The 21,521-nt window shown below is 58.3% G+C and carries 24 protein-coding genes; 14 read left to right on the forward strand and 10 right to left on the reverse strand.

Annotated features, from left to right (window positions below):
• Positions 1-34 precede the first annotated feature (34 nt).
• The 3 genes from ACTZWY_RS02115 to ACTZWY_RS02125 all read left to right on the forward strand — a co-directional run bounded on the left by ACTZWY_RS02115 (position 35) and on the right by ACTZWY_RS02125 (position 2,813).
• Positions 35-1,216, forward strand: a complete 1,182-nt coding sequence (locus tag ACTZWY_RS02115; RefSeq protein ID WP_444789014.1) for an acetyl-CoA C-acyltransferase — start codon at positions 35-37, stop codon at positions 1,214-1,216.
• Between the two features lie 98 nt (positions 1,217-1,314).
• Entirely contained in the window at positions 1,315-1,773 is a 459-nt protein-coding gene (locus tag ACTZWY_RS02120; protein ID WP_444789015.1) for a GAF domain-containing protein, read from the forward strand.
• Positions 1,770-2,813 carry a saccharopine dehydrogenase gene (locus ACTZWY_RS02125; RefSeq protein ID WP_444789016.1) on the forward strand — a complete coding sequence of 348 codons (1,044 nt, stop codon included), beginning with the start codon at positions 1,770-1,772 and terminating at the stop codon, positions 2,811-2,813. Before ACTZWY_RS02120 ends, ACTZWY_RS02125 begins: the two co-directional genes overlap by 4 nt.
• On the opposite strand, the gene ACTZWY_RS02130 is transcribed toward ACTZWY_RS02125, so the two are convergent.
• Positions 2,758-3,675 carry a DMT family transporter gene (locus ACTZWY_RS02130; RefSeq protein WP_444789017.1) on the reverse strand — a complete coding sequence of 306 codons (918 nt, stop codon included), beginning with the start codon at positions 3,673-3,675 and terminating at the stop codon, positions 2,758-2,760. The two genes, ACTZWY_RS02125 and ACTZWY_RS02130, sit on opposite strands and share 56 nt — an antisense overlap.
• Before the next feature lie 96 nt (positions 3,676-3,771).
• Complete coding sequence (locus ACTZWY_RS02135) at positions 3,772-4,536, reverse strand: SDR family NAD(P)-dependent oxidoreductase (RefSeq protein WP_444789018.1); 765 nt, start codon at positions 4,534-4,536, stop codon at positions 3,772-3,774.
• Between the two features lie 114 nt (positions 4,537-4,650).
• Between ACTZWY_RS02135 and ACTZWY_RS02140 the strand changes: the two genes are divergently transcribed.
• Positions 4,651-5,241, forward strand: coding sequence for an HD domain-containing protein (locus ACTZWY_RS02140; protein ID WP_444789019.1), 591 nt, complete (start codon positions 4,651-4,653; stop codon positions 5,239-5,241).
• A gap of 29 nt (positions 5,242-5,270) precedes the next feature.
• Entirely contained in the window at positions 5,271-6,164 is an 894-nt protein-coding gene (gene hemF / locus ACTZWY_RS02145) for an oxygen-dependent coproporphyrinogen oxidase (protein ID WP_444789020.1), read from the forward strand.
• A 256-nt stretch (positions 6,165-6,420) separates the two neighbouring features.
• Here the strand turns inward: hemF and dnaQ are convergent, their stop codons facing one another.
• From dnaQ to ACTZWY_RS02165, 4 genes are read right to left on the reverse strand one after another with little or no spacing between them, the layout of a single operon-like run.
• Positions 6,421-7,110, reverse strand: a complete 690-nt coding sequence (gene dnaQ, locus ACTZWY_RS02150; RefSeq protein ID WP_444789021.1) for a DNA polymerase III subunit epsilon — start codon at positions 7,108-7,110, stop codon at positions 6,421-6,423.
• The gene (gene coaE / locus ACTZWY_RS02155; protein WP_444789022.1) at positions 7,103-7,690 is read right to left on the reverse strand and encodes a dephospho-CoA kinase; all 588 of its coding nucleotides are present in this window, start codon (positions 7,688-7,690) and stop codon (positions 7,103-7,105) included. The genes dnaQ and coaE overlap by 8 nt, the downstream gene beginning before the upstream one ends.
• Positions 7,687-8,517, reverse strand: a complete 831-nt coding sequence (locus ACTZWY_RS02160) for a shikimate dehydrogenase (protein ID WP_444789023.1) — start codon at positions 8,515-8,517, stop codon at positions 7,687-7,689. The genes coaE and ACTZWY_RS02160 overlap by 4 nt, the downstream gene beginning before the upstream one ends.
• On the reverse strand, positions 8,514-9,107 hold the full coding sequence (locus ACTZWY_RS02165) for a Maf family protein (protein WP_444789024.1): 594 nt from the start codon (positions 9,105-9,107) through the stop codon (positions 8,514-8,516). The genes ACTZWY_RS02160 and ACTZWY_RS02165 overlap by 4 nt, the downstream gene beginning before the upstream one ends.
• A 380-nt stretch (positions 9,108-9,487) precedes the next feature.
• On the opposite strand from ACTZWY_RS02165, the gene ACTZWY_RS02170 reads away from it, so the two are divergent.
• The 7 genes from ACTZWY_RS02170 to ACTZWY_RS02200 all read left to right on the forward strand — a co-directional run bounded on the left by ACTZWY_RS02170 (position 9,488) and on the right by ACTZWY_RS02200 (position 16,851).
• Positions 9,488-9,928 carry a CopD family protein gene (locus ACTZWY_RS02170; RefSeq protein ID WP_444789025.1) on the forward strand — a complete coding sequence of 147 codons (441 nt, stop codon included), beginning with the start codon at positions 9,488-9,490 and terminating at the stop codon, positions 9,926-9,928.
• 147 nt (positions 9,929-10,075) lie between these two features.
• On the forward strand, positions 10,076-11,374 hold the full coding sequence (gene rho / locus ACTZWY_RS02175; protein WP_444789045.1) for a transcription termination factor Rho: 1,299 nt from the start codon (positions 10,076-10,078) through the stop codon (positions 11,372-11,374).
• Between the two features lie 10 nt (positions 11,375-11,384).
• Positions 11,385-12,671, forward strand: coding sequence for a tRNA uridine-5-carboxymethylaminomethyl(34) synthesis GTPase MnmE (gene mnmE / locus ACTZWY_RS02180; RefSeq protein ID WP_444789026.1), 1,287 nt, complete (start codon positions 11,385-11,387; stop codon positions 12,669-12,671).
• A gap of 2 nt (positions 12,672-12,673) precedes the next feature.
• Positions 12,674-14,545, forward strand: a complete 1,872-nt coding sequence (gene mnmG / locus ACTZWY_RS02185) for a tRNA uridine-5-carboxymethylaminomethyl(34) synthesis enzyme MnmG (protein WP_444789027.1) — start codon at positions 12,674-12,676, stop codon at positions 14,543-14,545.
• The gene (gene rsmG / locus ACTZWY_RS02190) at positions 14,542-15,159 is read left to right on the forward strand and encodes a 16S rRNA (guanine(527)-N(7))-methyltransferase RsmG (protein WP_444789028.1); all 618 of its coding nucleotides are present in this window, start codon (positions 14,542-14,544) and stop codon (positions 15,157-15,159) included. The genes mnmG and rsmG overlap by 4 nt, the downstream gene beginning before the upstream one ends.
• Positions 15,152-15,967: a ParA family protein gene (locus ACTZWY_RS02195; RefSeq protein ID WP_444789029.1), complete on the forward strand. Its 816-nt coding sequence runs from the start codon at positions 15,152-15,154 to the stop codon at positions 15,965-15,967. The genes rsmG and ACTZWY_RS02195 overlap by 8 nt, the downstream gene beginning before the upstream one ends.
• On the forward strand, positions 15,964-16,851 hold the full coding sequence (locus ACTZWY_RS02200) for a ParB/RepB/Spo0J family partition protein (RefSeq protein ID WP_444789030.1): 888 nt from the start codon (positions 15,964-15,966) through the stop codon (positions 16,849-16,851). Before ACTZWY_RS02195 ends, ACTZWY_RS02200 begins: the two co-directional genes overlap by 4 nt.
• Here the strand turns inward: ACTZWY_RS02200 and hemW are convergent.
• The 4 genes from hemW to rph are packed head-to-tail and all read right to left on the reverse strand — an operon-like array spanning position 16,841 to position 19,690.
• Positions 16,841-17,998: a radical SAM family heme chaperone HemW gene (gene hemW / locus ACTZWY_RS02205; RefSeq protein ID WP_444789031.1), complete on the reverse strand. Its 1,158-nt coding sequence runs from the start codon at positions 17,996-17,998 to the stop codon at positions 16,841-16,843. The genes ACTZWY_RS02200 and hemW overlap by 11 nt on opposite strands.
• Before the next feature lie 2 nt (positions 17,999-18,000).
• Entirely contained in the window at positions 18,001-18,375 is a 375-nt protein-coding gene (locus ACTZWY_RS02210; protein WP_444789032.1) for a RidA family protein, read from the reverse strand.
• On the reverse strand, positions 18,372-18,980 hold the full coding sequence (gene rdgB, locus ACTZWY_RS02215; RefSeq protein ID WP_444789033.1) for an RdgB/HAM1 family non-canonical purine NTP pyrophosphatase: 609 nt from the start codon (positions 18,978-18,980) through the stop codon (positions 18,372-18,374). Before rdgB ends, ACTZWY_RS02210 begins: the two co-directional genes overlap by 4 nt.
• Entirely contained in the window at positions 18,977-19,690 is a 714-nt protein-coding gene (rph, locus tag ACTZWY_RS02220) for a ribonuclease PH (protein WP_444789034.1), read from the reverse strand. The genes rdgB and rph overlap by 4 nt, the downstream gene beginning before the upstream one ends.
• Before the next feature lie 136 nt (positions 19,691-19,826).
• On the opposite strand from rph, the gene hrcA reads away from it, so the two are divergent.
• Together hrcA and ACTZWY_RS02230 are read left to right on the forward strand one after the other, a co-directional pair.
• Entirely contained in the window at positions 19,827-20,906 is a 1,080-nt protein-coding gene (hrcA, locus tag ACTZWY_RS02225; protein ID WP_444789035.1) for a heat-inducible transcriptional repressor HrcA, read from the forward strand.
• Positions 20,907-20,919: 13 nt separating this feature from the next.
• Positions 20,920-21,504: a nucleotide exchange factor GrpE gene (locus ACTZWY_RS02230; protein ID WP_444789036.1), complete on the forward strand. Its 585-nt coding sequence runs from the start codon at positions 20,920-20,922 to the stop codon at positions 21,502-21,504.
• Positions 21,505-21,521: the final 17 nt, after the last annotated feature.

The raw sequence follows: 21,521 nt of genomic DNA on the forward strand, positions 1-21,521 counted from the left end.
TGTCAAAGACCGGAATAGGCAGGGGGCAAGCACGATGAGCAAGGTGGCAATTCTGGGTGCGGCACGCACTGCAATGGGCGGCCTGCAAGGCGTGTTTGCGCAGGTTCCGGCCGCAAAGCTTGGCGGGGCGGCAATTTCGGGCGCATTGCGCGATGCGGGCCTGCAAGATGGCGCAGCCGTGCAGGAACTGCTTATGGGCTGCGTATTGCCCGCAGGACAAGGGCAGGCGCCCGCGCGCCAAGCGGGGTTTGCCGCAGGTCTGGGGCAGGATGTGCCCGCAACCACCCTGAACAAAATGTGCGGTTCCGGCATGAAGGCGGCGATGGTTGCGCATGACCAGATCGCGCTGGGGCAGGCGGGTGTCATTCTGGCCGGCGGCATGGAAAGCATGAGCCTTGCGCCCTATCTGTTGCCGAAAATGCGCGCTGGCGCGCGGCTGGGCCATGGGCAGGTGCTGGACCATATGTTCCTTGACGGACTGGAAGATGCCTATGAGACAGGCCGCCTGATGGGAAGTTTCGCAGAGGATTGCGCCGCACATTTCGGGTTCAACCGTGAGGATCAGGACAGATACGCACTGGAATCGCTGTCAAACGCGCTAAGCGCCATGGAAAACGGGGCTTTCGAGCGTGAAATCGCGCCTGTTACCGTGACATCACGCGACGGGGACAAGGTGGTGCTGGACGATGAACAACCAAGATCCGCGCGCCCCGACAAGATACCCCTTCTTAAACCGGCTTTCCGCAAGGGCGGCACTGTAACAGCGGCCAATTCATCCAGCATATCGGATGGCGCTGCGGCGCTGGCGCTTGCATCCTCCACCACCGCCAAGGCATTGGGCCTGCCGCCGCGCGGCTGGATTTGCGGCCATGCCAGCCACGCACAGGCCCCCGGCTGGTTTACCACAGCCCCCGTGCCCGCCGCACGCAAGCTGTTGGACCAACTGGGTTGGCAAGTGTCCGATGTCGACCTGTGGGAGGTGAATGAGGCCTTTGCCGTGGTGCCCATGGCCTTCATGCGCGAAATGGGACTGCCGCGCGATGTGGTGAATGTGAATGGCGGGGCCTGCGCGCTGGGACACCCGATCGGCGCGTCAGGCGCGCGAATTATAGTGACGCTGTTGAACGCGCTGGAACGCCACGGTTTGAAACGCGGAATTGCGGCAATCTGCATTGGTGGTGGCGAGGGGACGGCAATTGCCATTGAACGCGGTTAAGCAGGCAAAGGGGGGCGCCCTTGCCCCCCATCGAGGGGGGACGCGGGCGCGAAGCACTGGGCTATGCCCATGCTTCTGCACATTGGAAAGGTTCGATAATGCTTGATTACGCGGCACTTTCGCAACGCATAGCTGCGCTGACCGAAGGCGAAACCGACATGGTCGCACTGATGGCGACCCTTGCTTGTGAAGTGCACCACAGTGACGCACGGTTCAACTGGACCGGGTTTTACCGTGTCACTGCACCCGAGATGCTGAAAATCGGCCCGTATCAGGGCGGGCATGGCTGTCTGGTCATCCCGTTTTCGCGTGGCGTATGCGGCGCCTGCGCACGCAGTGGTCAGGCGCAGCTTGTCGCGGATGTTCACGCTTTCGCGGACCACATTGCCTGTTCCAGCAGCACCTTGTCCGAACTGGTGCTGCCAGTGCGTAACCGCGACGGCCAGCTTATTGCCGTGTTCGACATTGACAGCGACCTGGCTGATGCCTTCACCGCGACAGACAGGGATGAATTGCAAGCCATTCTGGACCGGACATTCGCAAAGGACCTGACATGACACATCTTTGGGTCCGCGCAGAACAGCGCCCGCAAGAAGACCGCGTAGGCATTACCGCAGACGGTGTTGCCGCGCTGGTTGCACAGGGGTTTCGCGTCACCATCGAGGACAGCCCCTGCCGCGCCTTGCCGCTTGCGCCCTATCTGACCGCAGGCGCTGACCCTGCCCCGTTCGGCAGCTGGCCTGATGCGCCGCGCGATGCCATCATCTTCGGGCTAAAAGAACTGCCGGAAGATAACAGCCCCCTGCGCCATTGTCACATCATGTTCGGGCACGCCTTCAAGGGCCAGCCTGCCGGCCAGCGCCTGCTGGCGCGGTTCAAGGCAGGCGGGGGGGTGCTGTATGATCTGGAATATCTGACCAATGATCAGGGCCGCCGTGTCGCGGCATTTGGCTATTGGGCGGGCTATGCGGGGGCGGCTGTGTCGCTGCTGGCCTATGCTGCGCAGGCGCGCGGGCGAATTTGCGCGGCGGTTGCGCGTTTCGACGACCGGCACGCCATGGCACATGCGGTCACAGACGCGCTGGCAGGGATGGAACCACCACGCGTTTTGATCATCGGCGCATTGGGGCGCGTGGGCACGGGTGCGGGTGATCTGTGCGCCGCCGCAGGGGCCAGTATCACACGCTGGGACGTGGCAGAAACCGCGCATGGCGGCCCGTTTCCGGAAGTTCTGGACCATGGCATATTCCTGAACTGCATCCTGGCCAGCCCGCAGACGCCGGTTTTCGTGCCTGCGGATGCACGCAACGCCCCGCGTAAACTGCGCGTCATTGGCGATATTGCCTGCGACCCCACATCGGAATTTTCACCCGTGAAGGTGTATGACCGCGCCACGGACTGGACCGCGCCGGTGGTGCGGGTGGCAACTGATCCCGTTCTGGACGTGATGGCGATTGACAACTTGCCATCGCTGCTGCCGATCGAGTCCTCGCAAGATTTCGCCGCGCAACTGCTGCCGCATTTGCTGGCGCTGGATGACCTTAGCGCGGGGGTATGGGGTCGGGCACGGGCGGTGTTTGACCAGCATTGCGCATAACCACGCGCGACCGCTGCACCGCCAGAATACCAGCCATGATGACCACGACGCCAAGCAGGTCAAACAGGCCCAGCGCCTCGGACAGCAAGAAGGCCGCAACAGCCACCCCGAAAAACGGGTTCAGGAAGTGATAGGTTGCGGCGCGAACCGCGCCAATGCGCGCCACCAGCAAGAACCACACCCATGTCGCGGCCAGACCGGGCACCAGCACCGTGTAAGTGAACGCCCCCACCAGTTGCCATGTCCAGTTCACCTCGAAACTTTCGAACGCCAGCGCGGGGCCAATCAGGATCGCGGACCCCACCAGCATTTGCAGCCCCACGATCATCAGCAAATTGCCACCACTGGCCGACGCCCCGCGCACCGACAGGGTTGCAACCGTCAGCGCGACCACGCCCGCCACGCATAATAGCAACCCAAACAGGTCAACCCCGCCAGACAGGCGCGCACCCATGATGATGGCCACACCGGCAAACCCGGCAAACAACCCCCCCACCGCCAGCGGGCGCAAACGCTCCCCCAAGACCAGCCAACTTGCCAGCGCTACCAATAGCGGCATGGTGGACGCAATGATGGCGGCAAGCGAAGCTTCAATCGTTTGCATGGCAATGAAATTCAGGCCCAGATACAGCGCATTCTGCGACAGCCCGAAGATGAATGTCGCACGCCATTGCGCGGGCGTCAGGTGCCAGCTTTGGCCCAGTGCGCGCGCGATGGCTATGCCAATCAGCCCCGATATCAGGAACCGCAGCGACAGCGCAAGCATGGGCGGCGCATCCGCCACAATCATGCGCGCCGATGTAAACGCCGAAGACCACATGAACGCAAAGGCAAGGCCCATAAGTAACGCGCGAATATCCAAACCTGCCCCCTGCGTTGCACATGTGAAGCGATACCGCCTTTGTGCGGGCAATGCCAGCGCTGGAATGCCCGCCCCGCCAGACGGCAAGGCCCATGCCTATTTCGGGGGCAGGCGGGTCGCGCCATCCAGCCGGATGGTGGTGCCGTTCAAATACGGGTTTTCAATGATTTGCTCCACCATCAGCGCATATTCGGCTGGGTCGCCCAACCGCGCGGGGAACGGAATGTTTGCTGTAATGGCAGCAGTGGTTTCGTCAGGCAGGCTTTCCATCATGGGTGTGCGGAACAGACCCGGCGCAATGGCCATGCAGCGAATACCCGCGCGCGCGAAATCCCGCGCCGCTGGCAAGCATAGCGCGGCAATGCCGCCCTTGGACGCAGCATAGGCCGCTTGCCCCACTTGCCCGTCCTGCCATGCCGCCGAGGATGTGTTGATCACCACACCCCGTTCGCCCCCGTCCAGCGGGTCCAGCGCCTGCATGACCGCCGCACCATGCGCCATGACGTTGAACGACCCAATCAGGTTCACGCGGATCACGCGTTCAAACAGGTCCGTTGACGGGGTGCCATCGCGGTTGACCACGCGCGCGGCCAGACCAATGCCCGCACAATTCACAACCGCGCGCAACTGCCCGCGCCCGTCCTGCACGGCCTGCGCAACGGCTTTGCCCACTTGCGCGGCATCGGACACATCCACTTGATAGGCGCGGCCCCCGATTTCTGCCGCAACAGCCCCCCCGCGCGCCACATCGAAATCGAAAATCGCCACTTCCGCGCCTAGCGCGGCCAGATGGCGCGCTGTAGCCGCGCCCAAACCGCTGCCGCCACCTGTAACAATGGCCATATGTCCCTTGATCTGCATCAGCACCCCTCCTGCGTGAATAGCACAAGTTATGCCGTGCAGCGCCTGCACTGCCAAGCCCCGCTTGCCAGTTTGCGCGCCCTGTCCTATGTCAAACAAAAGCAAGAGGACTGCATGCCCCCACCCCGCGCCTGGCAAAGAATGCTGTCTGGCCGCAGGCTTGACCTGCTGGACCCGACACCTGTTGATATCGAGTTGGAAGACATCGCCCACGGCCTTGCCTTCGTGGCGCGCTGGAATGGCCAGACGCAGGGTGACTGGCCCTATTGCGTGGCCGAACATTCGCTGCTGGTCGAAGAAATCTTCACCCGCGCATCCGCCAAGCCCGAACCGCGCTGGCAACTGGCGGCATTACTGCATGACGCGCCTGAATACGTTATTGGCGACATGATCTCGCCGGTCAAGGCCGCTGTCGGGCCGGAATATGGCGCGCTGGATGACAGGTTGGCAGCGGCAATTCATATTCGTTTTGGCCTGCCTGCCAAATTGCCTACACATATAAAACGCCGCATCAAGGCCGCTGACAAACTGTCGGCATGGTTGGAAGCAACGCAGATAGCGGGGTTTTCCGTGACCGAGGCAAACCGCTTCTTCGGGCGCCCCGATCCGGACCTGGCCGCAACCCTGTCCCTGCATCTGCGCCCCCCGGCCGAAGCCCGATCCGCCTATGTTGCACGGTGTGAAACCTTGCTTGCCGCGCTATAACCCCAGCAGACCCGAAATAAGGACGCGCCATGACCGACCCGTTTGATACCCGAAAATCCGTTGCTGCGGCATGGTTCCGCGAATTGCGCGATCAGATCGTGACCGCTTTTGAGGCGGTTGAGGATACCCACATAACAGGCCCCCTGTCCGACCATCCAGCCGGGCGGTTTGAACTGCGCGAAACCAGCCGCAGCGGTCCAGACGGGCAGGACGCAGGCGGCGGCTTGATGAGTGTGATGCGCAATGGCCGTGTGTTTGAGAAAGTGGGCGTGAACGTGTCGCAGGTCTACGGGCACCTGGGCGATGCCGCGCAGCGGTCCCTGACAGCCCGCAAGGAAATTCCGGGACTGGAGGCAGACCCCCGTTTCTGGGCCAGCGGCATTTCCCTTGTGGCCCATATGCAAAACCCTCATGTCCCCGCTGTGCACATGAATACGCGCATGTTCTGGACACCGGGGGGCTGGTGGTTTGGCGGCGGGTCCGACCTGAATCCCTGCATCGAATATGCTGATGACACCGCTGATTTTCACAACACCCTGAAAGGGTATTGTGACCCGCACGGGGCAGACCTTTATCCGCGTTTCAAGGAATGGGCGGATGACTATTTCTTCATCCCGCACCGCAAACGCGCGCGGGGCGTGGGCGGCATTTTCTATGATGATCATTGCACAGGGGACTGGGACGCGGATTTTGCCTTCACGCAGGATGTGGGGCGCGCGTTTTTGCCCGCCTTTCTGGCGCAGGTGGAACGCCGCAGAAATATGGAATGGACAAATGCCGACAAGGAAACGCAGCTTATCCATCGCGGGCTGTATGCGGAATATAACCTTGTCTATGACCGGGGCACGAAATTCGGGCTGCAAACGGGCCATGACCCGGACGCGGTGCTGATGTCACTGCCGCCCTTCGCGCGCTGGGTGTGATAGCTAGGTAGGAAACGCGCCGCAAAATGATTGGTTCTGGCCTGAAGCAGTCACCCAAGGCGCGGAGCAAAGGCCGCAGGCCGCCGCGCCATCGGCGGGCCATCCCGCGGCCTGCCGATGACCCGAAGGCGCGCCAAGCGATTGATGTCATGAGTGTGCCGCCGGGATAAACTGCATTCCTAATATGTGGGATCGGCAGACCCCGGCCTGCCGATAGTGCGGGCTTCAGCCAACTGTAAAAGTCAGCTTCAGGCCATCACCCCCCATATTTCCGCCAGATCGCCCCATCCCCCATAGCCTGCACAAAAGCTGCATGCGCGGCGCGCTCATCCTCGCTCAGGCGCGGGGGCAGGGGGCTTGGACGTTTGGGCAGCGGCTGGCGGGACTGGTTGGCGCTGGCACTGCCGGATGATGAACTTAGCCCGAAATCCGGCTGTTGCCCGCCCAGTAGTTCCAGATACACTTCGGCCAGAATTTCACTGTCCAACAGCGCGCCGTGCAGGGTGCGCGATGAATTGTCGATGGCAAAGCGGCGGCACAACGCATCCAATGACGCGGGCGAGCCGGGAAACTTCTTGCGCGCCAAAGTCAGCGTATCAAACGCGCGGTCATTGGGCAGGGGCGGCAGGTTCAGCCAACCCAGTTCGGCATTGATAAACCGCATGTCAAAACTGGCATTATGGATCACCAACCGGTCATCCCCGATAAAAGCCAGAAAATCCTGCACAATATGCTTGAACACGGGCTTATCGCGCAGAAACTCATCCCCCAGCCCATGCACGTCAAACGCTTCCTTGGGCATGGGGCGTTCTGGGTTGATATATTGGTGATAGGTGCGCCCCGTGGGCATCAGATTGACCAGTTCAACCACACCGATTTCGACAATCCGGTGCCCTTCGCTGGGTTCAAACCCTGTGGTTTCAGTATCCATGACCAGTTCACGCATCACTTGCCCCCAGTTTTGCAATCACATCGCGCACAGCAGCGCGGGCGCTGTCCATATCAACCGTTTCAATAATGAAATCCGCGCGCGCGCGTTTTTCCGCATCCGGCATCTGGCGCGACCGTATCATGTCGAACTGTTCCACTGTCATACCATCACGCGCCAGCACGCGGGCGCGTTGCACATCTGGCGGGGCAGTGACAACCAGCACCCCGTCAACGGCACTGCCCCCTTCCAACAGCAGCGGCACATCCAGCACCACCAAAGGGGCATCCGCACGCGCCGCGATAAACGCGGCCCTGTCAGCGGCGACCAGCGGGTGCACCACGCCTTCCAATCGCTGCAAGGCGGTGCTGTCCTGCGCAATCCAGCGCTTTAACTGGGCGCGGTCAATCGCGCCATCCACCACTGCCTGGGGGCATAGCGCGCCCACTGGCGCCACCGCTGCGCCGCCCCGTGCATAGAGTGCATGCACTGCCGCGTCTGCGTCCCACACTGGCACGCCTTCGTCACGGAACATTTGTGCAGTGGTCGATTTTCCCATCCCGATGGACCCGGTCAGGCCCAGAACATAAGGCGTCATTGGCCCAGCACCAGCCTGCGCAAACCTTCGGTCACGTCCGGCCTGTGCCCAAACCAGCGTTCAAACCCCGGCACGGCCTGATGCAACAACATCCCCAACCCGTCAACAACGGGGTTTCCACGGGCCTGCGCTTGTTCCAACAGGCCGGTCATCAGCGGCGTATAGACAATATCGGTGACCAGCGCATCCTGTGCCAACCCGTCAAGCGGCATGTCCAACGCAGGGTTTCCCACCATTCCCAACGACGATGTATTCACCAGCAGGCCCAGTTCTTCCAGCCCCTGCACGCGGTCCGACCAATCCTGCACAACCACTTGCGCGCCAAATTCGCGCGCCAGCCCCTCCGCGCGTGCCCTTGTGCGATTGGTCAGCCGCAATTCTGGCACCCCCGCATCCAGCAACGCCACAATGATGGCCCGCGCCGCGCCGCCAGCCCCCAGCACCTGCGCCGGCGCCCGTTCCGCAACCCAGTCCGGGGCGGATTGACGCAAATTCGCCAAAAACCCGTAACCGTCAGTATTATCCGCGTGAATGCGCCCGTCCGGCCCAAATGTCAGGGTATTTGCGGCCCCGATCCGCGCAGCAACAGGCGACACGTCATCTGCCAGCGCAAGCACCTGCTCCTTGTGGGGAATAGTCACATTCGCCCCCACAAACCCCATATGCGGCATGGCACGCAATACAGCTTCCAAGCTGCCGGATTCTACATGCAGGGGCACATAATGCCCACGCAGCCCATATTCCTGCAGCCATGACCCATGCACCAGCGGGGATTTGCTGTGCCCGACCGGACTGCCAATAACGCCCGCCAATGGTATCTTGCTCATCCCTCAATCACTCCGCGCAAGGACAGGTAGTTCAGCACTTCCAGCAGGGGCAGACCAAGTATAGTGAAATAATCACCCTGAACCTGCGCAAATAGCCGCACACCTTCTTCTTCCAGTTTATACGCGCCCACGGATTCGGATATACCGGGCCAGTTGCGCGTCACATAGCTGTCCAGAAAGCTGTCGGAAAACTGCCGCATCGTCAACCGCGCGACGCCCACATGCCGCCAGACAGGCCCCCCCCCTTGATAGATTACCGCAGCGGACAAAAGCTGATGGGTCTGGCCGCGCAATTGCTGTAACTGGGCATGCGCTTCCTCGGGGGTTTGTGGCTTTTGCAGACACGCGCCCTTGATCGACAAGACCTGGTCACAGCCCAACACCCAAGCTTCCGGCCAGCGCGCAGCAACTTTTCGCGCCTTGCTTTCTGCCAATGCATCCGCAATGTCGCGCGGGCTGGCACCATCCAGCATCAGGGCATCGGTGATCGCGGCTTCATCGACGCGGGCAGGGCGCACGTCCAGTGTCAGGCCTGCATTGCGCAGCATCTGCGCGCGTGTGCTGGAACCAGAGGCCAAAATAATGTTCATGTGGATAACCCTGTGTGAATCCCGCTGCCAAACCGCATAACAAGATCTGCGTAACCCCGTTCTGGCGGCTGTGCTGTCAGTTTACCCACTACCATGCAAGGCATCATTGGCAAAAGCCCACATGTGGAAATATGAAAACCAACGCTGTGGATAAGTATTTTCCGACTTTTACCCCTCGATGATATTCTGTTTTTGTTCTAAGTTAACCTTTTGTCTTAAAATGAATATTCTGTTTTCTGTCAGCGGATCGTCAGCGCACTGCCTGTGTATATAAGTGTGGATAACAATCTTATCCCCATATCAACAGGCCCTACTAACAACATCATTTCCTTTCTATATTTCTTAATTTATTAGTAGGCAGCAGATTGAAAGGCCCCGGCATGCTGTCTACCCTCTATCCTTGGATCAAAGCATTACATATTATGGCCGTCATCAGCTGGATGGCGGGCCTGTTTTATTTGCCACGTTTGTTCGTCTACCATGTTGAACGCGGTAACGATGCGCCGGGCATGGGCAGCGTGTTTGAAACCATGGAACTGAAGCTGCTGCGTGTTATCATGAATCCCGCCATGATTGTTGCGTGGCTTTCCGGGCTTACGCTGGCAACAATGCCTTGGGTGCTGGATATGGGCGCAGTCTGGCCTTACAGTAAATTCGCAGCGCTTCTGGGGATGACATGGTTTCATATGTGGTGCGCACGTCGGCGTCGCATTTTTGCGACGGGGGAAAATACCCTGACTGGCCGGAATTACCGCATGATGAATGAAGTGCCCACTGTGCTGATGGTGATTATCGTTCTGTCTGTTGTTGTGAAATTCTAGGCAGATTGACTCTTGCGTTAATTCGATGTATGGCGAAGTTGCTTTGCCGTCCGGCGATAGCGTTTCACGTGAAACACACCATACTTTTGCTGCCGCGTGCCCTTGTTCAAGGGTTGTGGGCAATCAGGATTTGCCATGTCTGACGTCATGACCCCCGATTCAGAATTTGACCTGGAAGAAGCAGGAAGCCTTAATCTGGCTGATCTGAAGGCGAAAAGCCCGGCAGAACTGCTGTCCATGGCGGAAGACCTGGAAATTGAAAACGCCCCGTCCATGCGTAAGGGCGAAATGATGTTTTCAATTCTGAAGGAACGCGCCGAAGAAGGCTGGACCATTTACGGCGATGGCGTCATTGAAGTGTTGCAAGATGGATTCGGTTTCCTGCGTTCCCCCGAAGCGAACTACCTGCCCGGTCCAGATGATATTTACGTTTCCCCGGAAATGATCCGCCAGTATTCGTTGCGCAGCGGTGACACGATTGAGGGGGAGATTCAGGCACCCGCCGAGAATGAGCGTTACTTTGCCATTACCAAAGTCACCCAGATCAATTTCGACAACCCCGACAAGGCCCGCCATAAGGTCCATTTTGACAACCTGACGCCGCTTTACCCCGATGAACGCCTGTGGATGGAAACCAGCGATCCCACCACCAAGGACCGTTCGGCCCGGATTATTGACATCGTGTCACCTTTGGGCAAGGGCCAGCGCGCATTGATCGTGGCCCCACCTCGCACAGGTAAAACCGTTCTGCTGCAAAACATCGCCCACAGCATCGAAAAAAATCATCCCGAATGTTACCTGATCGTTTTGTTGATTGATGAACGGCCGGAAGAAGTGACCGACATGCAGCGGTCGGTAAAGGGTGAGGTGATTGCTTCCACCTTTGATGAACCCGCGACGCGCCACGTTGCCGTGGCTGAAATGGTCATTGAGAAGGCCAAGCGCCTTGTTGAGCATAAGCGCGATGTGGTCATCTTGCTGGATTCGATCACGCGGCTTGGACGCGCGTTCAACACTGTCGTGCCCAGCTCTGGCAAGGTCTTGACAGGGGGGGTTGACGCGAACGCCCTGCAGCGCCCCAAGCGCTTCTTTGGGGCAGCGCGCAATATCGAAGAAGGTGGTTCGCTGACCATCATTGCCACCGCCCTGATTGATACAGGGTCGCGCATGGATGAAGTGATTTTTGAGGAATTCAAAGGCACCGGCAACAGTGAAATTGTGCTGGATCGCAAGGTTGCCGACAAGCGCGTTTTCCCTGCCATCGATATTCTGAAATCTGGCACAAGGAAAGAGGAACTGTTGGTCGAGAAAATTGACCTGCAAAAAACCTTTGTTTTGCGCCGTATTCTGAACCCGATGGGGACCACTGACGCGATTGAATTCCTGATATCGAAGTTGAAACAAACCAAGACCAACAGCGATTTCTTCGATTCAATGAACACATAGGGGGGCGGCAATGGATACGATTTTCGCGCTGGCCTCTGCCCGCGGAAAATCGGGCGTTGCTGTTATTCGTGTGTCCGGTCCGCGCGCCCATGATGTGGCGCGCGCTATCGCTGGCCGTGCGCCGCCGCTGCGGCAGGCCAGTTTGCGTAAATTATATGATGCCAATGGCGAATTGCTGGATCAGGGGTTGGTCATTTGCTTCGCGGCGGGTCACAGTTTCACTGGCGAAGATGTTGTGGAATTCATGGTTCATGGCAGTCTGGCAACAGTGACTGCCGTTGAAACCTGCCTTGCCGAAGATCACGGTCTGCGCATGGCAAAGCCTGGTGAATTTACCCGCAGGGCGCTTGAAAATGGCGTCATGGACCTGACCCAGGTAGAAGCGCTTGGTGACCTGCTGGAGGCCGAGACAGAAAGCCAGCGGCGGCAAGCCTTGCGCGTGCTGGACGGGGCAATCGGCAAGTTGGTGACGCAATGGCGCGGGCATTTGCTAAAGGCTGCCGCGCTGGTTGAAGCCAGCATTGATTTTGTGGAAGAAGATGTTGGAAACTGGGATGCCCAGATACTGACCGAACTGCAGGCTGTGCAAGAACAGCTTCAGTCCGAAATCGCAGGGCAGGGGGCGCGCGAACGTGTGCAAACTGGCTTTGAAATTGCGATTATCGGGTCTGTGAACGCTGGAAAATCGACATTGCTGAATGCGCTTGCGGGGCGCGATGCGGCCATCACCTCTGAGATTGCGGGCACAACCCGCGACGTTATCGAGCTGCGTATGGATATTGGCGGTTTCGCTGTGACGCTGCTGGACACCGCAGGATTGCGCGCCACGGATGAGCAGATAGAAGCTATTGGGATTGAACGCGGGCAAAAGCGCGCAAAAGCTGCCGACATGCGGCTTATATTATGTGATTCTCCGGGTGCACCACCACCGGTTGGTATTGCTCCGGGTGATATTGTCCTGTTCAGCAAGGCTGATCTTTACCCTTCGCAAGAGGGCGGCGTGTCTGGTATCACAGGTCAGGGGGTTGACGACCTTCTTGCCAGAATCAGGGTCGAACTGTCTGGCCGTGTCGCGCGCGATGGCGTCACCGTGCGGCGCAGGCATTTACAAGCGATGTTGTCTGCGCAATCGGCATTGACTGACGCGATTGATAAACTCTCAATGCGGGATTATATCGCAGAGTTACTGGCTGCAGATATTCGGCAGGCGATCAACGCGCTTGATTCTTTGATCGGCAAAATTGATGTCGAAGATCTGCTGGGGGATATTTTCAGTTCCTTCTGTATCGGCAAATAGGGGTGTTTCACGTGAAACAATATGATGTCATCGTTATTGGCGCGGGTCACGCCGGAACCGAAGCAGCGATGGCGGCGGCGCGTATGGGGGCGCGAACCGCACTTGTGACATTTCGCAAGGATGATCTGGGCGTTATGTCCTGTAATCCCGCGATTGGCGGCCTTGGAAAAGGCCACCTTGTCCGGGAAATTGACGCGCTTGATGGTATCATGGCGCGCGCCGGTGATTACGCTGCCATTCAATACAGGCTGTTGAACCGGTCCAAGGGGCCAGCTGTGCAGGGGCCGCGCGTTCAGGCAGACCGCAAGCGATATCGCGCCTTTGTCGGGCAAGAAGTTTTGGCCATGCCGGGACTGGATGTTATTGAAGCAGAAGTGACCGCGCTATTGATGCATGGTGGCGCGGTTACGGGTGCTACGCTGAATGGTGAAAGTGATGTGTACGCCAGATCGGTGGTTCTGACAACGGGCACGTTCCTTGGTGGAAAGGTGTTTATCGGTGATTTGACCTATCCGGCTGGTCGCATGGGCAATGCAGCGTCCAGTGTCCTTGCGCAACAATTGCGTGGTCTTGGCCTGCCTATGGGACGGTTGAAAACCGGAACCCCGCCGCGACTGGACGGGAAAACAATTGCATGGGACCAACTGGAATCGCAACCTGGTGATGATGCGCCTGAATTCCTGTCGTTTCAAACAACGCAGGTCATTGCACCGCAAATTTCATGCGCAATCACACACACAAACACACAAACGCATGATATTGTGCGTGAAAACCTGTCCCGTTCCGCCATGTATAGCGGCCAGATCGAAGGTGTGGGACCGCGTTATTGCCCATCAATAGAAGACAAGATCACCCGCTTTTCTGACAAGGCGTCGCATCAGGTTTTTCTGGAACCCGAAGGGTTGAACGACGATACGGTGTATCCCAACGGCATCTCCACATCGCTACCCGCCGAGGTTCAGGAAGCGTATGTCCGCACAATTCGGGGCTTGGAAAATGTGCGCCTCATTCAACCTGGCTATGCTATTGAGTATGATTATCTTGATCCGCGCGCGCTGAAGTCCAGCTTGCAGCTGAAGGAAACGCAAGGTTTCTACCTGGCCGGTCAAATCAATGGCACGACAGGGTATGAAGAAGCTGGCGCGCAGGGCTTGGTAGCCGGGCTGAACGCGGCATTGTATGCCCAAGGGCGCGACGCTGTCAGCTTTAGCAGGACGGATAGCTACATTGGCGTCATGATCGATGACCTTATTTTGCGCGGCGTTGCTGAACCTTACCGTATGTTCACATCGCGGGCGGAATACAGGCTGTCGTTGCGCGCTGACAATGCCGACCAACGTCTGACCCCTGTTGGGCTGCAACTTGGTTGTGTATCCGAGGGGCGCAGAGCGGCCTTCCTTGACAAGGTTGCGCGACTCGAGGATGCCCGCGATAAGATGCGCGCGGTGTCCTTCACCTCTCGTCAATTGAATGCGCAGGGACATAAGGTTAGTGAAGACGGAACAAAACGCGATGCGCTAACGCTGCTGGGTTTGTCGGGTTTTGACTTTGCTGCACTGGAAGTTTTGGCGCCAGAATTGGCGGATATTGACCCTGCAACCAAAGCTCAGCTGGAAAAAGAGATGGTCTATGACGCGTATCTACAACGTCAGGACGCGCAGATTCGGGCCATAAAAGCAGATGAAAACCGGCGCTTCCCGCAGGGTTTTGACTTTGGCAGCGTTAGTGGTTTGTCGAATGAACTGGTGGGGAAACTGGGGCGCGCGCGCCCTGAAACGCTGGCGCATGCTGCAAGAATTGAAGGCATGACGCCGGCGGCGTTGGTGCTGTTGTTGTCGCGCATTCAGCAGCATGAAAAGCGTATGTCGGCATGACAGGGGCAGTGGTTGCGGGTATTCCTGTTTCACGTGAAACACTGGACCGGCTGGATGGGTTTGTCCGCCTGCTTACGAAATGGAACAGCAAGATAAATCTTGTGGCGCCAGCGACAATTCCAAACCTTTGGCAGCGTCATATTGAGGATTCGGCGCAGGTTTTCGCGCTGGCGCCCAAAGATGCCCGGCATTGGGTTGATTTGGGGTCTGGCGGCGGCTTGCCGGGGGTGGTTTGCGCAATATTGGCCACGGAACATATGCCGGAATGTCGCTTTACGTTGGTTGAAAGCGACAAGCGCAAATCTGCATTTCTGATGGTTGCAGCGCGGGAATTGGCATTGCAAATTGATGTATTGCCCATCAGGGCAGAGGATGTGCCGGTGCAAAATGCCGAAATTGTTTCTGCCCGTGCATTGGCCCCGTTGCCCCAACTGTTGGCTTGGGTTGACCGCCACCTTGCTGATGGCGGAATAGCGCTTTTGCCAAAGGGCAAAACATGGGAAGAAGAACTTGCCACTGCCCGCGTGGACTGGATGTTTAAGCTTGTATCGCATATCAGTCAAACTGATCCGGCCGCACGCCTTCTAGCGATAAAGGAGCTTTCGCGTGTCTAAATCTGGAACCACCCGAATCATTGCGATTGCCAACCAGAAGGGCGGGGTAGGTAAGACGACGACGGCGATCAATCTTGCCGCCGCCTTGGCAGAGCAGGGCATGAAAACCCTTTTGATTGATCTGGACCCGCAGGGTAATGCATCCACCGGGTTGGGGGTTGAGCCCGGAGCGCGGAAATATACGACCTATGACCTGATTTTTGCGGAAGTTGCTGCTGGCAAAATCATCGTCCAGACTGAACAGGACGGTTTATGCCTTGTTCCGGCCACAACTGACCTGTCTTCAGCAGATATTGAATTGATGTCGCGCGCGCGTCGGTCACATTTGTTGCATGATGCGTTGCGCCAGCCAGATATTATTCACGAAGGCTTTGATTTCATTCTGATTGATTGCCCGCCATCGCTAAGTTTGTTGACGGTCAATGCGATGGTTGCGTCGCATTCGGTTCTGGTACCGTTGCAGGCCGAATTTTTCGCACTCGAAGGGCTGTCCCAGCTTATGCTGACGATCCGTGAATTGCGCGACACGGCCAATCCTCAGCTGCGCATTGAGGGCATTTTGCTGACGATGTATGACAAGCGGAACAATCTGGCGCAGCAGGTTGAGGAAGATGCGCGCGGCAATTTGGGCGATCTGGTGTTCAAGACCATTGTCCCGCGCAACGTCCGCATAAGCGAAGCCCCGTCCTATGCTGTGCCTGTTTTGCGTTACGATACGCAGTCAAAAGGGGCGCTGGCGTATCGACAGCTTGCGGTCGAATTGCTGGAAAAACATAACAAAACCCTGAAGGAAAGGGCAGTTTCATGAATGAACGCAGGCCAGAACGCCGCGGACTGGGGCGCGGATTATCCGCATTGATGGCCGATGTTGCCGCAACTGCGCAAAGTGAACCCGTGACCGAAGCGCGGGGCAGGGACCAGCTTATGCCGGTTGAAAACCTGATCCCCAACCCGGACCAGCCGCGCAGACATTTTGACGACACTGCCCTGGCTGAACTTGCGGCCTCGATCAAGGAAAAAGGGGTTATCCAGCCGCTGATCGTGCGGCCAAAGGGCGACAAGTTCGAAATTATCGCCGGGGAACGGCGCTGGCGGGCGGCACAGCGGGCGCAGGTTCATGAAGTTCCGGTAATCATTAGGGATTTTACCGACACAGAGGTGTTGGAAATTGCTATTATTGAAAACATCCAACGCGCTGACCTGAACCCAGTAGAAGAAGCGATGGGCTATCGCCAATTGATTGAGCGTTTCGGCCACACTCAGGAAAAACTGGCCGAAGCGATGGGCAAAAGCCGCTCCCATATTGCAAACCTGATGCGGCTGTTGAACTTGCCCGATGACGTGCAGGGCATGTTGCGTGACGGGCGGTTAAGTGCCGGTCATGCGCGGGCGCTTATCACCGCTGACCTGCCGTCCACGCTTGCGCGCAAGGTCGTCGCAGAGGGGTTAAGTGTGCGCCAGACTGAAGCATTGGTCAAAAAGCCGGACACCACCCCCGGCAAGAAGCCTGCTGCACGCAAGAATGACAAAGACGCTGATCTGATTGCCTTGCAGAACGATTTGTCTGCTGCGCTGAAATTGCCAGTCGACATAAGCTATGATGGCGGCGGCAAGGGGCATGTTGTGATCAAGTATCGTTCCATCGAGGAGATGGACCGCCTGTGCAAAATCTTGGGAAACCCTATTGTATAAGCAATTCGCGCAGCAGGGCGTTCAAAATCGGGCGCCCTGTTGGTGTTGCTGCAATTCGGTCAGCGGTTTGGCGCAGGAACCCGTCTGCAACCAGCGAATCGATGCGGTTTTGTGGTAAGTCGCATCCCGCAAGTTCTTGATACCGCTTAATATCCGTCCCTTCTGACAGGCGCAGGGACATCATCAGATATTCCAACGCCTGTTCATCACGCGGAATGGTTTGGCGCGCGTTTTCGCCGTGGCCTTTGGTGTTAACTTGCTCCAGCCATGTTTGCGGGTGCAGCGGCGTTTGTGTCGCAACGCGGGCAGTGCCGGTGCTTAGCCGCCCATGGGCGCCCGGCCCAATGCCCGCATAATCACCATAGCGCCAGTAAATCAGGTTATGCCGGGATTGCGCGCCGTCGCGGGCGTGGTTCGACACTTCATAGGCGGGCATATCATGCGTATCGCAGATTTCCTGCGTTATCATATACATATCGGCAGAAATGTCGTCATCCGGCAGGCCCTTCAGCCCGCCCTTGGCGTGGCGCGCGCCAAATGCGGTGCCGGGTTCGATGGTCAGCTGATAAAGCGACAGATGGTCGACCGCCATTGAGAGCGCCTGTGTCAGCTCATCGTGCCATTGCGCCAATGTCTGGAACTGCCGCGCATAGATCAGGTCAAAACTGACGCGGTTGAACGCAGCGCGGGCAATGTCAAACGCGGCGCGCCCCTCGGCCACGGAATGCAGGCGGCCAAGGCGCGCAAGATCCGTGTCATTCAGGGCTTGAATGCCCATGGAAATGCGGTTTACGCCCGCAGCCGCATAGGCGCGAAAACGGCCAGCCTCGACCGATGACGGGTTCGCTTCCAATGTCACCTCGAAATCATTGGCGATGGTCCAGCGGGTGCGGATGCGGTCCAGCAGGGCGGCCACAGTTTCGGGGTCCATCAGGCTGGGGGTGCCGCCGCCGAAGAAAACAGTGTTCAGCAGGCGGCCATCAGTTTCAGCGGCGATGCGGTCAATCTCTGACAGATAGGCCGCAGCCCAGGCGCGCTGGTCTATATGCGCAGCAACATGGCTGTTGAAATCGCAATAGGGGCATTTCGACTGGCAGAAGGGCCAATGAATATACAGGCCGAAGCCGCCATTCTGCCAGTCTTGCATGATTAGCCTTTCAGGGCGGTAACTTCGATTTCGACCAGCATTTCGGGCTTGATCAGACCAGCGATAACCATTGTGGCGGCGGGGCGAATGTCGCCCATCGCTTCGCCTAATGCGGGCAGCAAGGCGTCCAGCAATGCGGCATCGGTCAGGGTGTATTGCACGCGCACAATATCATCCATCGCAAAGCCGCCTTCGGCCAGCGCCTTGGCGATGGTGGCGAAACAATTGCGCGCTTGATCGGCCACGTTGTCGGGCATGGTCATGGTGGCATAATCATAGCCGGTCACACCGGAGACAAAACACCAATCCCCTTTGACCACCGCGCGGCTATAGCCCATGGTCTTTTCAAACGGGGACCCGGTAGAGATGCGTTTCACGTGAAACATCCTTTCAAAAGGGCGGCGATGGCTGCGCCGCGATGGGAAAGCGCGTTTTTTTCCTCGAACGTCATTTCCGCAAAGGTGCGGGATTTGCCGTCTGGTTGGAACATGGGGTCGTATCCGTGGCCGGTCTGGCCACGATAGGGCCAGACAAGCTGGCCATTCACAAAGCCTTCAAACACCTCATCATGGCCATCTGGCCAGGCCAGAACCAGCGTGCAACAAAACCGCGCCCGCCAGGGTTGGGGCGCGCCGCATTCCGCCAGCTTGGCGTGGGTTTTTTCCATCGCCATAATGAAATCGCGCCCATTCGGGGTTTCGGCCCAGTCGGCAGTGTAAACACCGGGGGCACCGTCCAGCGCCACAACTTCCAGCCCGGAATCATCCGCCAGCGCGGGCAGGCCAGTGGCTTGCGCGGCGGCATGTGCCTTGATCCGCGCGTTGCCGATAAAACTGGTTTCCGTCTCCGCAGGTTCGGGCAGGTCGTGTTCTGCGGCGGATGTTACCGAAATACCCAACGGCCCCATGATCTGGCGAAATTCCTCCAGCTTGCCAGCGTTATGGGTTGCCACCAGCAAGGTGGTTTCGGAAAACGCCCTCATGCGATGGCGGCTTTCTGCGCTGCGACCAGTTCACTGACGCCTTTTTCGGCAAGGTCCATCAGGGTGTTCATTTCCGCGCGGGAAAAAGTGGCGCCTTCCGCACTCATCTGCACCTCGACCAGCCGACCAGACCCCAGCAGAATGAAGTTCCCGTCAACGCCTGCGCTGCTGTCTTCGGCATAATCCAGATCCAGCACGGGCTGGCCTGCATAGATGCCGCAACTGACAGCGGCCAGATGGTCCGTAATGGGGTCTGACACAACATCGCCTGCTTTCAACAGCTTGTTTACCGCCAGCCGCAGGGCGACCCAGCCGCCAGTGATGGCCGCGCAGCGCGTGCCGCCATCGGCCTGAATGACATCGCAATCAACAGTGATCTGGCGTTCACCCAGCGCGGAACGGTCCACACAGGCGCGCAAGGATCGCCCGATAAGGCGTTGAATTTCAACAGTTCTTCCTTGTTGCTTGCCAGATGCGGATTCGCGGCGCATGCGGGTATTCGTGGACCGCGGCAGCATGCCGTATTCTGCCGTCACCCAACCCAGACCCGTGTTGCGCAAAAAGGGCGGTGTGCGATCTTCCAGGGATGCGGTGCAAATTACCTTGGTGTCGCCAATTGTGATCAGGCATGACCCTTCGGCGTGTTTGGTAACATTGGGTTCGATTGAAATTTCGCGCAAAGTGTCTAAGTCACGTCCAGAGGGGCGCATGGCGGTGTCCTTTCCTGTTTCACGTCACGCATACAAGGACGCATAGCCCGTGTGCAAGCCTGATACCCCTTGAATTATGCGCTGTTTTCAAGTCGATTTATGCTGTCCTTAACCTGTATCCGCCATAAGGTGGCCTATGCCTGAAACCCGAAACGCTGCTGAACTTCTGTCAGAAATGAATGACCGCTCTCGAGAGGTGTTTCGCAGGGTGGTGGAATCCTATCTGGGGACGGGGGCGCCGGTCGGTTCGCGCAGCCTGACCCGCGACATGAGCGAGAAAGTGTCCGCCGCAACAGTGCGCAATGTCATGCAGGATCTGGAATATCTGGGGTTGTTGGGCAGTCCGCATGTGTCAGCCGGGCGGGTGCCCACAAATCTGGGCTTGCGGTTGTTTGTCGATTCGCTGCTGGAAGTGGCCCCGCTGGACAATGCCGACCGCGCGAAACTTGACAGCACCATGGGCAGCAATGAACGCGACGTCGGCAGTTTGCTGGATGCAGTGGGCGGCGCGCTAAGCGGGGTGACGCAGGGCGCGTCATTGGTGTTGTCGCCCAAACATGAAGCGGCGCTGCGCCATATCGAATTTGTCAGCCTTGCGCCTGACCGGGCCCTGGTTGTGCTGGTTTTCGTGGATGGTCATGTTGAAAACCGCGTGTTCACCCCGCCGCGCGGCCTGACGCCTTCCTCCTTGAGGGAGGCTGCAAATTACCTGAATTCCATGGTGGACGGGGCCAGCGTGCCGCAGCTGTTGGCGCGGTTTCGCCGTGAAATCAGCCGCAACCGGCGGGAAATTGACGGGCTTGCCGCCAGTCTGGTGGAACAGGGTCTGGCAGTGTGGGAAAATGAGGGGGAGCCGCAAGAACGCCTGATCGTGCGCGGGCGCGCGAATCTGCTTGACGACGGGGCCGGCACTGAAGATATCGACCGCATTCGGACCCTGTTCGATGATCTGGAGCGCAAGCGCGATATTGCGGAGTTTCTGGAACTGACAGAACAGGGCGAAGGCGTGCGCATTTTTATCGGGGCAGAAAACAGACTTTTTTCGCTGACGGGTTCAAGTCTGGTCGTTTCCCCTTATATGAACGCAGAACGCAAGATTATCGGCGCTGTCGGCGTGATTGGCCCAACACGGCTGAATTACGGGCGGATTGTGCCGATTGTGGATTATACTGCGCAGCTTGTCGGGCGGATACTGTCCGACCGGCAGGCAGAGTGAAGGAAAGAAAAAGATGGCCGAGCCGAAACCGACACTGCATCCGGAAACCGAAGCGGAATTTTCACAAGATCAAGCCGCAGCATATGCGGCCGATACCTCGCAGGAGGAGGACCCCTATCTGGCGCTTGAAGCAGAGCTGGAAAAACTGCGCACCGAACGCGATGAAATGCGCGACCGTATGATGCGCGCCCTGGCAGAGGCCGAGAACAGCCGCAAACGCGCCGAAAAAGACCGCCGCGATGCGCAGCTTTATGGCGGGTCCAAAATCGCGCGCGACATTCTGCCGGTTTATGACAACCTGGCGCGTGCGTTGAATGCGGTTACAGATGAGACACGCAGCGCGGCTGGGGGGTTGGTCGAAGGGGTTGAACTGACGCTGCGCGAATTGACCAATGTGATGCAAAAGCATGGTGTGGAACGTATAAGCCCCGAAGTGGGGGACATGTTCGACCCGCATCAGCATCAGGCGATGTTTGAAGCGCCCGTGCCGGATTTCAAGGCAGGCCAGATCATTCAGGTCATGGCGGACGGGTTCAAACTGTATGAACAATTGCTGCGCCCCGCCCATGTAGGCGTGTCGTCAACGCCAGCGGGGTAGGGGGGCATACTGCCCCT

This window comes from Roseinatronobacter sp. NSM (assembly GCF_052379845.1).
Classification (GTDB): domain Bacteria; phylum Pseudomonadota; class Alphaproteobacteria; order Rhodobacterales; family Rhodobacteraceae; genus Roseinatronobacter.